Source organism: Micromonospora sp. GCM10011542, assembly GCF_042650685.1.
Taxonomy (GTDB): domain Bacteria; phylum Actinomycetota; class Actinomycetes; order Mycobacteriales; family Micromonosporaceae; genus Micromonospora.
This window is the reverse complement of record NZ_JBHSBO010000058.1, coordinates 210,831-223,533: the sequence shown is the minus strand read 5'-3', so window position 1 is coordinate 223,533 and position 12,703 is coordinate 210,831. Positions and strand designations below refer to the sequence as shown.

General features: G+C 73.4%; 15 protein-coding genes. 12 read left to right on the top strand and 3 right to left on the bottom strand.

The genetic code is table 11. From position 1 onward, the window contains the following. Window positions 1–6 precede the first annotated feature (6 nt). The 5 genes from ACFOW4_RS21785 (at window position 7) to ACFOW4_RS21765 (ending at window position 3,998) form a co-directional block, all read left to right on the top strand. Window positions 7–570: a type VII secretion system-associated protein gene (locus tag ACFOW4_RS21785; RefSeq protein WP_377530566.1), complete on the top strand. Its 564-nt coding sequence runs from the start codon at window positions 7–9 to the stop codon at window positions 568–570. 14 nt (window positions 571–584) lie between these two features. After that, a complete protein-coding gene (locus ACFOW4_RS21780) occupies window positions 585–1,994 on the top strand; it encodes a hypothetical protein (RefSeq protein ID WP_377530565.1) in 1,410 nt (469 codons plus the stop codon). 43 nt (window positions 1,995–2,037) lie between these two features. Next, window positions 2,038–2,604, top strand: coding sequence for a hypothetical protein (locus tag ACFOW4_RS21775; RefSeq protein ID WP_377530563.1), 567 nt, complete (start codon window positions 2,038–2,040; stop codon window positions 2,602–2,604). Between the two features lie 123 nt (window positions 2,605–2,727). Beyond that, window positions 2,728–3,276: a sigma-70 family RNA polymerase sigma factor gene (locus tag ACFOW4_RS21770; RefSeq protein ID WP_377531685.1), complete on the top strand. Its 549-nt coding sequence runs from the start codon at window positions 2,728–2,730 to the stop codon at window positions 3,274–3,276. After that, window positions 3,273–3,998: a zf-HC2 domain-containing protein gene (locus ACFOW4_RS21765; RefSeq protein ID WP_377530562.1), complete on the top strand. Its 726-nt coding sequence runs from the start codon at window positions 3,273–3,275 to the stop codon at window positions 3,996–3,998. The genes ACFOW4_RS21770 and ACFOW4_RS21765 overlap by 4 nt, the downstream gene beginning before the upstream one ends. A 175-nt stretch (window positions 3,999–4,173) precedes the next feature. Here ACFOW4_RS21765 and ACFOW4_RS21760 read toward each other — a convergent pair whose 3' ends face one another. The 3 genes from ACFOW4_RS21760 to ACFOW4_RS21750 form a co-directional block, all read right to left on the bottom strand. Next, window positions 4,174–5,091: a hypothetical protein gene (locus ACFOW4_RS21760; protein ID WP_377530561.1), complete on the bottom strand. Its 918-nt coding sequence runs from the start codon at window positions 5,089–5,091 to the stop codon at window positions 4,174–4,176. Between the two features lie 150 nt (window positions 5,092–5,241). Then, window positions 5,242–6,099 (bottom strand): NAD(+) diphosphatase, encoded by an 858-nt coding sequence (locus ACFOW4_RS21755; RefSeq protein ID WP_377530559.1) that lies wholly within the window; start codon window positions 6,097–6,099, stop codon window positions 5,242–5,244. Between the two features lie 40 nt (window positions 6,100–6,139). Next, window positions 6,140–6,835 (bottom strand): hypothetical protein, encoded by a 696-nt coding sequence (locus ACFOW4_RS21750; RefSeq protein WP_377530557.1) that lies wholly within the window; start codon window positions 6,833–6,835, stop codon window positions 6,140–6,142. Between the two features lie 213 nt (window positions 6,836–7,048). On the opposite strand from ACFOW4_RS21750, the gene eno reads away from it, so the two are divergent. The 7 genes from eno (at window position 7,049) to ACFOW4_RS21715 (ending at window position 12,668) form a co-directional block, all read left to right on the top strand. Then, entirely contained in the window at window positions 7,049–8,332 is a 1,284-nt protein-coding gene (gene eno / locus ACFOW4_RS21745; protein WP_377530556.1) for a phosphopyruvate hydratase, read from the top strand. A 32-nt stretch (window positions 8,333–8,364) separates the two neighbouring features. After that, entirely contained in the window at window positions 8,365–9,003 is a 639-nt protein-coding gene (locus ACFOW4_RS21740) for a septum formation initiator family protein (RefSeq protein ID WP_377530554.1), read from the top strand. A gap of 94 nt (window positions 9,004–9,097) precedes the next feature. Further along, window positions 9,098–9,655, top strand: a complete 558-nt coding sequence (locus tag ACFOW4_RS21735) for a DUF501 domain-containing protein (protein ID WP_377530553.1) — start codon at window positions 9,098–9,100, stop codon at window positions 9,653–9,655. Continuing rightward, on the top strand, window positions 9,652–10,194 hold the full coding sequence (locus ACFOW4_RS21730; protein WP_377530551.1) for an amino-acid N-acetyltransferase: 543 nt from the start codon (window positions 9,652–9,654) through the stop codon (window positions 10,192–10,194). The genes ACFOW4_RS21735 and ACFOW4_RS21730 overlap by 4 nt, the downstream gene beginning before the upstream one ends. A gap of 153 nt (window positions 10,195–10,347) precedes the next feature. Beyond that, on the top strand, window positions 10,348–11,277 hold the full coding sequence (locus ACFOW4_RS21725; RefSeq protein WP_377531682.1) for an exopolyphosphatase: 930 nt from the start codon (window positions 10,348–10,350) through the stop codon (window positions 11,275–11,277). 69 nt (window positions 11,278–11,346) lie between these two features. Beyond that, window positions 11,347–11,679: a PadR family transcriptional regulator gene (locus ACFOW4_RS21720; RefSeq protein WP_377530548.1), complete on the top strand. Its 333-nt coding sequence runs from the start codon at window positions 11,347–11,349 to the stop codon at window positions 11,677–11,679. Further along, complete coding sequence (locus tag ACFOW4_RS21715) at window positions 11,676–12,668, top strand: hypothetical protein (RefSeq protein WP_377530546.1); 993 nt, start codon at window positions 11,676–11,678, stop codon at window positions 12,666–12,668. The genes ACFOW4_RS21720 and ACFOW4_RS21715 overlap by 4 nt, the downstream gene beginning before the upstream one ends. Window positions 12,669–12,703 lie beyond the last annotated feature (35 nt).

Sequence of the window (12,703 nt, the reverse complement as noted above, 5' to 3'; positions counted from 1 at the left end):
CGGCCGATGAACGAGCGCAACGAGTCCACCAGCCAGCGCAACTGGATGCTGCTGCTGGACAGCGAATGGGACGGGTCCGGCGACGAGGGTCCGGACGCGGCGGACGTACCCCCGGTGGAGACCATCGTCGGCGGCTGGCTGGTCGACGAAGACGGGACTGTCGGACCCTTCGAAGCCAACCCGCTCTACCGTCCCCGGAACGCGGACTCGCCGACGAGCCCGGTGGACGCGGCGGTGAAGCTCGTCGCGACGGGCCGAGCCGATACCGACCTGATCCTGCTGGCGCTGCGGGACAGCGTCGTCGAGGTGGCGCTCGACGAGACAGGCGACATGCTCGTGGCGTCGGCCCCGGACGGCGTCGCTTGCGTGGTGGTCGTCACCGGGGCCGCCGACCAGGCTCGGCTCGACGTTCCCGGTTGGCGGCAGGTCGACCTGTACGAGCTGCTCCGCCTGCTGCCGACCGGCCTCGACGTGCTGCTCAACCCCGCCGGCCCGCGCGCGATGCGACTGCTCGCCAGCGCCCTGCGCGGCGCCGCCGGCCAGACCACCGACGAGCCGGCCACGCCGTGAGTGAGGTAGCAGGAATGCGCAGGCCGCCCCGTGCCGCCGAACGCCGCCCGTCCTGGCCCGGCATGGCGCGGTTGCTCGCCGCCGCCATACTCGTGGTCCTGCTGCTACCGCTGACGCCGGGCACGGCCGGAGCCGTGGAGCCGGCGGTGCCGTACTGGGTGGTCCCCGGTGAGCCGGGCACTCCCAGTGAGCTGACCCTGCCGGGTGTGGCCGACCGCGTCCTTGGCGACAGCCACCGCTGGCCGGAGCTCTACAAGCTCAACAAGGGTCGGGTGCAGCCGGACGGGATGGTGCTGACCGAGCCCGGGCAGGAGCTCCGGGCGGGCTGGGTTTTCGTCCTGCCCGAGGGCGCGGCCTCCGGTGAGATCCGGATCGGCGCGCCGCCGACGGCCGTACCGCCGGCCAACCAGCGGCCGGATCCGCCGCCCGGTGACCAGCAGCCCGCCACGCCGTCGGCCGGCCAGCGGGCGAGCGCACCGGCGTCCGGTCAGCCGCAGCCGGCGGCGACGTCGGCGGCTCAGCCGACCGCGACCGAGGAGCGCGGCGCTTCTCGGATCCTCGGCCTTCACCCGTTGGTGGCGGTGCTGCTCGGCGTGGGCGTACTGCTGGTGCTGGCCGCCGCCGCGCTGGTGCCGCTCCTGCTGCGCCGGCGTCGTCCGGTCACCGTGGCGCCGCCGTCGGTGCCGCCCGACTCCCGGGCGGTCCTGGACCGCGCGTTGCGGCAGCTCGCCACGCAGGCCGACCACGCCCAGGTGTACGCGGCGTTGATTGGCCCCGACCGGGTCTCGTTGCGGCTGGCGCCCGCGCTGCCGCAGGCCCCGCCCCCGTGGCAGGCCCGGCAGCGCGGCGCCATCTGGGAGGCGCCGAATTGGCAGCTCGACCAGGGCGGCGACGGCCGGTCCGGCCTGCCGTTGCTGGCCACCGTGGGCACGGTCGGCGGCGAGCTGGCCGTCGTCAACCTGGGTCGTGCGCCGGGGATCGTGGCGCTCACCGGGGACGAGGCGAGCGCCCTGCGTATCGCGGGCGCCTTCCTCGACGAGATCAGCCGCGATCCGGCCACGACGATCACCGTCGTCGGCCCGCCACCTCAGCTGTGGCCCCGTCCCGGACGGATCCGCGTCACCGCCGACGTACGGGACGCGGTGCCGCCGGCGGATGGCACGGTGGACGCCTCGTCGTCCGGCGGACTGCGCGACCACCTCGTACTGGTCACCGCCTCGATCCCACCGGCCGAGGTGGAACGGCTGGGTGCGCTGGCGGCGGTCTCGGGCAACTCGGCGGCCGTGCTGGTCGTCGGCGAGGCGCCGAACGCGGCCTGGCGCTTCGAGGCCGGCTCCGACGGCTCCCTCGACGTCGGGGTGCTCGGGCTCGACCTCGACCGCCCCGGCCCACGCGGCGGCGTCACCTCGGTCACCCGGGGCTGAGGCCGTGTCTCCTGTCTTCGACTGTTCAAGGAACGGTGTGGCGATGAAGGCCCTCATCCCTCGTCCGCTGGTCGGCTCCGTGGCGCTCGCCGTGGCGCTGCTCGTGACCGGGTGCACCACCACAGTGACCGATCCGGTCGCCGTGCCCCGGCCGGACAGCAGTACGGTCCAGCAGCCGAACCCGGAAGCGGCGCAGAACGACCTCGGGCGGCGCAGCCCCGACGGTGGCTACTGGCCGGCGTCGCTGCAACTCGGTGACAACCCGGAGCTGGGGCCGGTGGTGCTCGACGGGCAGGGCTTCACCCTCTACCGGTTCGACAACGACGGCTCCGCGCCGTCGCGGTCGACCTGCACCGAGGGCTGTCTCATGCGGTGGCTGCCGGTGCTGGTCAGCGAGAAGATCACGTTCGCCAACCTGGACCCCGCCAAGCTCGGGGCCGCGGCCCGCCCGGACGGCACCCAGCAGGTGACGGTGGGCGGCTGGCCGGTGTACCGCTTCGCCGAGGATCGGGTGCCCGGCCAGGTCTCCGGGCAGGGCGTCGACGGGGCCTGGTTCGTGGTGGCCCCGGACGGCGGCAAGGCGGCCGCGCCGACGGGCCAAGATAGTTGACACAGCAAATAAGTGACGGAAGATACACATTCGTCCGTGATCTTCCGCATACGAAGAGCACTCCCGCATCCTGTCTGGGCACCGATCAAGATCGGCATCGTGGGCCAGCAGAGGGTGGTAGGTATGGCGGGTTCGAAACCCGTTCGGCGGCAAGAGGTCGCGGATGAAGCCTTGGTCCGATCCCTGTACGAGGAGCACGGTCGCGCGATGCTCGCGTACGCGACGCAGTTGACCCGCGACCGCGCGGCGGCGGAGGACGTCGTCCAGGAAGCGCTGGTGCGCGCCTGGCGCCACCCGGACAGTCTGGTCAACGGCAAGGGTTCGGTCCGGGGCTGGCTGCTCACCGTGGTGCGCAACATCGTCACCGACACGGTCCGCGCCCGCCGGGCACGGCCGGCCGAGGTGCCCGAGAGCCCTACGGACGTCGCCGTCGAGCGGGATCACGCCGAGCAGGTGGTGGCCTCGGTGGTGGTGGTCGACGCGCTCAACCGCCTGTCCCGGGAGCACCGTGAGGTGCTGGAACACGTATACCTACTGGGGAGTACAGTCGCGGAAGCCGCGCAGGCGCTGGGCATCCCGCCGGGCACGGTCAAGTCACGCTCCTACTACGCACTCCGGGCGCTCCGCGACATCGCGGGTCGCCCAGCCGGGGTGGAACGGTCTGCCTCATGAAATCCGACAGCGCGATGCCGGCCAGTGACCACGTGGACATCGGCGGCTACCTGCTGGGCGCGCTCGACCAGGAGCAGGTCCGGCAGGTAGAGGAACACCTGGCGGGCTGCGCGGAGTGCCGGGCCGAGGTCGAGTCGCTGCAGGGGTGGAAGACGGCACTCGGCGCGGTACCGGAGGCCATGCTGCTCGACGGCCCGCCCGAGGGCGGCGACCTGATGTTGCAGCGGACCCTGCGCCAGGTCCGCAGCGAATCGGCCGGTCAGCGCCAGCGCCGGGGGCTGCTGCGGAGCACCGCGGCTGCCGTGGTCGTCGCGGCCGCCATCTCGGGTGGCGTCCTGCTGGGCCGCACGACCGGGGCGTCACCGGACAGCACCGCCCAGCCCGCGCCGTCGACGAGCATGACCTCCACCGACCCGGCGACGCGGTACGCCGGCGCCACCGACCCGACCACCGGTGCCCGGATCACCGTCGCCGTCACGCCCGCCGCCGGGTGGGTACGGGTCAATGCCGCCGTCTCCGGCGTTCCCGCCGGGGAACGCTGCCGACTCATGGTGATCGGCAAGGACGGCGCCACCGTGCAGGCAGGTAGCTGGCTCGTGTCCCCGAAGGGAGCGACCGACGGCACGACGCTCGACGGCAGCGCCCTGATCGACCCCGCTCAGGTCGACGCCGTGCGGGTCGAGACCACGGACGGCAAGGCGTACGCCACCGCGAAGCTCTAGGCCACCTAGGCCACCTGGGCCGCGATGAGACGCGCCGCCCGCCTCCGCCGAATCGTCCTGCACCCGTACCTCTCGCTCCTGGTCACCGCCGGCCGGGCCACCGGCGCGCGCCTACGACGACGGGTGTGCCGTCCGGCGCGAAGCCGGACGGCACACCCGTGGTGGGGAGCGTCGCTCAGTTGAAGCGCACCGAGGCCACGGCGTCGTCGAAGCCGATCGTGGCCAGGTCGGCGACGTCACCGTTGATCACCGTCGAGCGACCGGTGCAGTCTCGCCCCGTCCAGAGCTTCAGCGAGCCGGGCGCCGCGACGGACGAGGCGACCCCGGGACGGCTCAGGTTCCGGCAACCGCTGCCGGCGGCACCCTGGGAGGCGCCGTTGTCGCTGAAGTTGGCGTCGTCGAAGAGGACGGCGCTGGTGGCGGGGGGAGCCGTCGACCCGCTGGCGTCCGGCGTGGTCTGGTCGTCGGCCGGTACGCCGGCCTTGCCGCCGGTCGGGGTCACGCCGAACCAGGTGCCGCCGATGCCCTGCCCGAGGGTGTCGCCACGCTTGGTGTCCTTGGCGAAGCGGTAGACGGGCCAGCCGTTGATGGTGACCTGACGGGTGCCGTCGGCGCGCCGGACGGTGCCGACGTCCGCCTTCCTGATGCCCGCGATGAAGATCTTGCCGCCCGGGGTGACGGTCACCGGCGGCCAGGTCGCCGCACAGTCACCGGAGCAGTTCGAGGTGGGCGGGTTGTTGCTGTCCTTGTCGAAGCGGTAGAGCGTCAGTCCGGCCCCGTTGACCACCACGGGGTTGAGGTCACCGGCCCGGCTCGCGGTCAGCTGGACCCACTTCTGCGCCGTCTGCCGTACGGCCGCGGGCGCGATGCCGCCGTCCGGCACGGCCCAGTCACCGGTGCCGGGCGGCGAGTTGTTGGACTTCGCGGTGCCGGCAAGCAGCGACAGGTCATCGGCTGCGGATGGCGCGGCCGGGCTGGTGGTCGCCTCGGCGCGCGCCGGCTGCGGCGCCTCCGGGGTCGAGCCGCACGCGGTGAGCGTGGCCATGCCGACGGCCAACAGGGCGACGAAGGGCGCGAGGTGCTTGCGCATCATGTCGGGGTCTCCACGGTGTCTACCCGCCTCCGGGACGTCCGGATGCGGTTCGGCATCCACACGGGGCCCGGCCGGATCCGGTTCAGCCGTGGCCTGTCCACCATGGACCGGCGGGTCCGCCGCGCGAATAGCCGGGCCGCGCCGTCGGGGTCAGTGCCGCGCGGCGGTCGCCGTGGCGTCGATCAGCCAGCGCGCGATGGAGTACGCGGGCGGCAGCTCCGCCGGCAGCGCGTCCAGGCCGAACCAGCGGGCCTCGGTCAGCTCCCGTCCGTCGACCACCGGCTCGGCGTGCGGGTCGGCGGCGCGGGCGGTGAAGCCGGCGAGCAGCACTCCGGGGCCGGAGATGGCCCACGGCTGGCTGCCGAAGTAGGTCGGCGCGTCCAGGGTCAGCCCGACCTCCTCACGCACCTCGCGGTGCACCGCCGCCTCCATGGTCTCGCCGGTCTCGACGAAGCCGGCGACCAGCGCCCACAGCCCGGTCGGCCCGGTGGCGTGTCGGACCAGCAGCAGCTCGTCCGGGCTGCCCGCCGGACCGGGCCGGGTGATCGCGACGAGCACCGCGGCGGAGAGCTGCATCGGCACGTACAGGCCGCAGTCGGGACAGCGCCGCGAGGATTCGCCGGGCACGTCGGCCAGCTCGGCCCGGCAGGCTCCGCACCACCGGTGGGTACGCCGCCAGGTGACGACGGCCAGCGCCCGGCCGGCCAGGGTGGCGAGCGGTTCGGGCACTTCGGCCGCCAGCGCCGCCCATCCCCGCGGTCGACCCGGGACGCCCTCGGCCGAGGTCAGCTCGGTGGCCCAGGCGGGCGTCCCGTCGAGGGTGCCCAGCGGCACCCAGTCGGTGTCGGCGGGCAGGTCGCCGACCCGGAGCAGCCGACCGTCGGCGGAGGTCGTCAACTTCGCACCGGTCACCGGCAGCGCCAGGTCGCCGGCAGCGGGTGGTCGGCTCCGGTCCGCGCCCGGCCGGAACCCGTCGGGCTGTGGCGCGGACCCGGCCGGGTCGGTCACCGCGGCGCCCGGCGATGCGGCGTGGGCGGGAGGGGGCCGCTCATGAGTCGCCGCCCGGTCGGCGGTCGACCACCCCGGCACCGGTCGGTACCTCGAACGCGGTGCTCTCCACCGACTCGGTGTAGCGGCTCAGCGCCAGCTCCATCGGCTTGCCGTCGACCGGCCCGGTGAAGCTGCCCAGCACCCCCTCGGTGGTCACGCAGGCGGTGAAGTCGCCTTCCGAGCGCTGCACCTCGACGCAGGTGGCGTGGTGCCCGGCGACCGTGGTGTCGCTCTGCGCGATGACCGCCTGCGGGTCGAGCGCGGCTGCGGTCAGCAGCCCCACCACCACCGGCGGGGTGACCAGGCCCTGCTTGTTGGCTTCGGCGAAGAGGGCCACGGTGGGCTTGGTCCCCGGCGTTGGCGGCGCCACCAGCGTGCAGACCGTCCGGCCGTCGGTCGCCGTGCACCGGGTGGTCGCCTCGGGTGTGACGGTGAGCCGCCCACCGGGGTAGGTGTACGCGGAGCGGACCGGATCCTGTGCCTGCACGATGGCGGCGGTCTTCCCGCCGGGCAGCTGGTAGTCGGCCGAGTAGGTGAGCTCCAACGCCCGGTCGAGTCGGACGGCGAGGTCGTTGACCAGATCGGCCCGGCCCATGGCGCGACCGGCGTCGTCGAAGGTCTGGCAGCCGGTGACCGTGAGCGACGCGATGACCGACACGGCGAGCATGCGGAGGGTGGTCGAGGCGGCGGGCATGGCGACCAGACTGCTCGATCGGGTCCGCGCGGCGCAAACCCGTTGCCGGTTGACGCACGGAAATCCGGGAATGTCCGTCACGTTGGGGCCACTCGGGTGCGCGGGCGACGCCGTGTCCGTTCCCGTGGCCCGATACGCTGCGTTCAACACCTGCCTCAGCCGCACCGTCGCGGCCCACCCACGGACCGGATCACAACAACGAGGAGCGACTCAGTGGCAACCATCGAGGGAATCGTCGCCCGGGAGATTCTCGACTCGCGGGGCAACCCGACGGTCGAGGTCGAGGTCGGCCTGGACGACGGCACGGTGGCCCGCGCCGCGGTGCCCTCCGGCGCCTCCACCGGCGCCTTCGAGGCGATCGAGCTGCGCGACGGTGACGCCGACCGCTACCAGGGCAAGGGCGTGGAGAAGGCGGTCTCCAACGTCGAGGACAAGATTGTCGACCAAATCATCGGGTACGAGGCCAGCGAGCAGCGGCTGATCGACCAGAAGATGCTTGACATCGACGGCACGGACACCAAGTCGGAGCTGGGCGCGAACGCCATCCTCGGGGTCTCCCTCGCGGTGGCGAAGGCCGCTGCCGGCAGCGCCGAGCTGAGCCTCTTCCGCTACCTGGGTGGCCCGAACGCGCACCTGCTGCCGGTGCCGATGATGAACATCCTCAACGGTGGCGCGCACGCCGACTCCAACGTCGACGTCCAGGAATTCATGATCGCGCCGATCGGCGCGCCCAGCTTCCGCGAGGCGCTGCGCTCCGGCGCGGAGGTCTACCACGCGCTGAAGTCGGTGCTGAAGAAGCGGGACCTGTCGACCGGGCTGGGCGACGAGGGCGGCTTCGCCCCGAACCTGCCCAGCAACGCGGCCGCGCTGGACCTGATCGCCGAGGCGGTCGAGAAGGCCGGCTACCGCCTGGGCACCGACATCGTCTTCGCGCTCGACGTGGCGGCCACGGAGTTCTTCGACAACGGCACCTACACCTTCGAGGGTGCCGCGAAGTCCGCCGAGGACATGAGCAACTACTACACCAAGCTGGTCGGCGACTACCCGATCGTGTCGATCGAGGACCCGCTGGCGGAGGACGACTGGACCGGCTGGCAGACGCTGACCGCCTCGATCGGTGACCGGATCCAGATCGTCGGCGACGACCTGTTCGTGACCAACCCGCAGCGCATCGCCCGGGGCATCGCGGAGAAGGCGGCCAACGCGGTGCTGGTCAAGGTGAACCAGATCGGTTCGCTGACCGAGACCCTGGACGCGGTGGACCTGGCCCACCGGGCCGGCTTCAAGTGCATGATGAGCCACCGCTCCGGCGAGACCGAGGACACCACCATCGCCGACCTGGCGGTGGCCACCGGCTGCGGGCAGATCAAGACCGGTGCGCCGGCGCGCTCGGACCGGGTCGCCAAGTACAACCAGCTCCTGCGGATCGAGGAGGAGCTGGCCGACGCGGCGCGCTACGCCGGCGCCGGCGCGTTCCCGCGCTACCGTTCGGCCTGAGACGCACGAAGCCTCGGGGGAGGGGTGTGACGATGCAGCAGCGCCGCACACCGGGTGGTCAGCGTCCCGCCCGTCGGCCGGGTCAGTCCGGCCGGCCGGGCGGCGGCCGGCCGACCCGGGCAACGGTCCGGGAGTCCGGCGTGCGCGCCGAGCCGCGCGGTGCCGCCGGCCGGGCGCCGAGCGCGGTCCGGGGCGCCGAGGGCGGACGGTCCGCGAACCGGCCCGCCGCCGCCCGGCGGACCGCTTCCGGCGGTGCCGTCAAGCGGCTCGCCGCACCCCATCCCCGTCGCTTCACCGGGCGGGCCACCGTCCTCTTCGCGGTGCTGATCGCGCTCGCTCTGGCCTACACCTACCCGGTCCGGGTCTACCTGGACCAGCAGGCCGACATCGAGCGGATGGAGGCCTCCCAGGCGGCGCAGGAGAAGGAGATCGCCGACCTCGCCGCCCTCGCCGCGAAGTGGAAGGACCAGGAGTACATCAAGACGCAGGCCCGGGAGCGGTTCTTCATGGGCCGTCCCGGCGAGAAGATCATGGTGGTGCTGCACGACCCGGAGGGCGCCGCCCGGGACGCCGGGAAGTCGGCCACGTCGACCGCGCCGGCCGCCCCGCGGACCTGGTACGACACGCTCTGGTCGAGCGTCCAGGCGGCGGACAGCCAGCGACCCGGCTGATCCCCGCCTGACACGTTGGGAGGGGACCCTTCCTATACCTCAGGCGTTAACAGGGTGCCCTTCCTTGCCAGCCACCGACGTACCAGGAGTGACTGTGACTGTCTTGCCACCGCCGGAGTCGGCGGCGGATTCCGTACCCCTGCCCCAGCGCGAACCGGCCACCGAGGCCGACCTGGCCGCGGTGGCCGCGCAGCTCGGCCGCCCGCCCCGGGGCACCCGGGCGGTGGCCCACCGCTGCCCGTGCGGGCTGCCGGACGTGGTGGAGACGACGCCCCGCCTGGCCGACGGCACCCCGTTCCCGACGCTGTACTACCTGACCTGCCCCCGGGCGACCGGGGCGTGCAGCCGGCTGGAGTCGGCCGGGCTGATGAAGGAGATGGCCGACCGGCTGGCCGCCGACCCGGAGCTGGCCGCCCACTACCGGGCCGCGCACGAGGACTACCTCGCCCGGCGCGAGGCCATCGGCCAGGTGCCGGAGATCGCCGGGATCTCGGCGGGTGGCATGCCGGGCCGGGTGAAGTGCCTGCACGTGCACCTCGGGCACGCGCTCGGCGCCGGCCCGGGAGTCAACCCGTTCGGCGACGAGACGCTGGCCCTGGTCGAGCCCTGGTGGACCGCGGGGCCGTGCGTGGACGTACCGGCGGCCGAATGAACGCGAACGCCGGGCCGTCGGCGCGGGAGGTCGAGGCGCAGATCCTGGTGCGGCGGGCCCGCACCGGCGACGTGCGGGGCATCCGGCGGCTGGTGGACACCTACACCGACGACCGGCGGCTGCTGAGCAAGGCCACCGTCACCCTGTACGAGGACGTGCAGGAGTTCCGGGTGGCGGTCCGGGCCTCCGACGACGTGGTGGTGGGCTGCGGCGCGCTGCACGTCATGTGGGAGGACCTGGCCGAGATCCGTACCGTCGCGGTCGACCCGTCCTGCCGGGGCCGGCGGATCGGTCACCGGCTGGTGGGCGAGCTGATCGACGCGGCCCGGGAGCTGGGGGTGGCCCGGATCTTCGTGCTCACCTTCGAGACCCGGTTCTTCGCCTCCTTCGGTTTCCAGGCGATCGACGGCGCCCCGGTGCCGCAGCCGGTCTTCGAGCAGCTGCTGCGGTCGTACGACGAGGGTGTCGCCGAGTTCCTGAACCTGGAACGGGTGAAGCCGAACACGCTGGGCAACACCCGGATGCTGCTGCGGCTCTGACCCCGGCCGGCCGGCGGCGGGGTTGGCTCGGAGCGCGGCTGCTCGGGACCGGGCCGGAGTCGTCGGAGGACTGCTCCGAGGCGTGCCTCCCGACCGGGCAGTCCGCCGGAGGGCCGCTGGTCCTGCCGTAGGGTTGTCGACGTGACGACGCGTGTGGCCGCCATCGACTGCGGCACCAACTCGATCCGACTGCTGGTCGCCGACCTGCCCGAGGAGTCGGCCGGGCCGCTGGCGCCGCTGACCGATCTGAGCCGCCGGATGGAGATCGTCCGGCTCGGGCAGGGCGTGGATCGCACCGGCCGTTTGGCGCCGGAGGCGATCGAGCGCACCCGCGTGGCACTGGCGTCGTACGCCAGCGAGATCGAGAAGCTGGGCGCGGAGCGGGTACGGATGTGCGCCACCTCGGCGTCGCGGGACGCCGCCAACGCCGATGACTTCACCGACATGGTCCGTAGCACCCTGGGCGTGGCGCCGGAGGTGGTCACCGGTGACGAGGAGGCGCGGCTCTCCTTCACCGGCGCGGTGCGCGGGCTGCCCGCCGACGCCGAGGAGCCGTTCCTGGTGGTCGACATCGGCGGCGGCTCCACCGAGTTCGTGGTCGGCGACCGGGCCGGCGGCGTACGGGCGGCGATCTCGATGGACATCGGCTGCGTCCGGATGACCGAGCGGCACCTGCACGGCGATCCGCCGACGGCGCGGGAGGTGGCCGCCGCGGAGGCGGACATCGCGGCGGCGGTGGACCGGGCACTGGCGGTGGTGCCCGGTCGGGAGGCGGCCACGCTGGTCGGCCTGGCCGGGTCGGTCACCACCGTGGTGGCGATCGCCGAGGGCCTCACGCAGTACGAGCCGGAGCGCATCCACCACGCCCGGGTGTCCCGTGACGCGGTGGCGCGGGTGACCGCCGACCTGCTGGGCAAGACCCGCGAGCAGCGGCTGGCCAACCCGGTGATGCACCCGGGCCGGGCCGACGTGATCGGTGCCGGCGCGCTGGTGCTCCGCGTGATCATGGAGCGGGCCGGGATGCCCTCGGTGGTCGCCTCCGAGCACGACATTCTCGACGGCATCGCCTGGAGCCTCTCGTAACGACGGGCCGGACCGGCAATCGGCCCGACGTCGTTGCACTACTTCGCACTGCACACTAGTGTGCAATACGTGGACACCACCCAACTGTTGAAGGGCGTGCTCGACCTCGCCGTCCTGGCCGTGCTCCGGGAGGAGGACGGCTACGGCTACGACATCCTGCGGCGGCTCCGGGAGGCCGGGCTGGAGGAGGTGGGCGACGCCTCGGTCTACGGCACGCTGCGCCGCCTCTTCGCCGCCGGCCTGCTCACCACCTACGTCGTTCCCAGCGAGGCCGGCCCGCACCGCAAGTACTACTCGCTCAACGCCGCCGGGCGAGACCAGTTGACCCGCTCCGGCAAGCTCTGGCGATCGTTCGCCACCACCATGGACACGCTGCTCGACGATCGGGGGATGGCGGCATGACCGTCATGGAGCAGGAGATCGCGGACTACGTGGCGCGGGTGCGGGCCGCCCTCGCCGATCTGCCGCCGGCACGGCGCGACGAGCTGACCGAGGACCTGCCCGACCACCTCGCCGAGGTGGCCGCCGAGGCCGAGGGTTCCCTGGTCGACCGGCTGGGCGAGCCCGAGGCGTACGCCGCCGAGCTGCGTGCCGCGGCCGGCGCGCCACCGTCCGGGCGCAACCTGGACCAGCGGGTGGCCGCCGCGGTGGTCCGGGTCCGCGGCCGGCTGCGCGCGCTCGACACCCGACTCGGCCCACCCCTGGGGTACGCGACGGCCAGCGATTTCCTCCGGCTGCTGCGCCCCGGCTGGTGGGTGCTGCGCGGTTACCTGGCGGCCATGCTGGTCACGGTGATGTCCACCGGCGGCACGTTCGGCCTGCTGCCCCGCTTCGGTGGCGAGCTGATCGCGGGCCTCGTCATGCTGGTCGCCTTCGTGCTCGCGTCGATCTGGCTCGGCCGTCGCTCCGCCAACCTGAGCCGCTGGCCCCGGTCGGCGATGCAGGTCGCCAGCGCGGCGCTGGTGGTGTTCGCGCTCGCCGCGGTGGTCAACGCGGAGGACCGGGCCGGCTACCTCAACCGCGACCCGTACGGCTACGACCAGATGTCGGTGGACAACCCCTACGACCGCGTGCGGGACGTCTTCGTCTACGACAGCGAGGGCCGGCTGGTGGAGAACGCCCGCCTCTTCGACCAGAACGGCGACCCGATCCGGCTCGGCTACCCGGACTGTTCCCCGTACGGCGTCGACGACAAGCCGCTGCTGCGGCCGTACCCGTACTGCCCGAACCAGGCCCCCTTCGGGGTCCCGGGCGTGCCCGCCCCGGCGCCAGCTACCCCGAGCGCCGGCGTGACCGCGACGCCGCGGCCGACCGCGACGGCCACCGCTCCGGCCACGATGGACCCGACCGGCACGCCCAGCGGCGCGCCCCGTCCCACCGCGACCGGCTGAACGGCCCTGTGAACAGGATCATGCACACCTGCCTG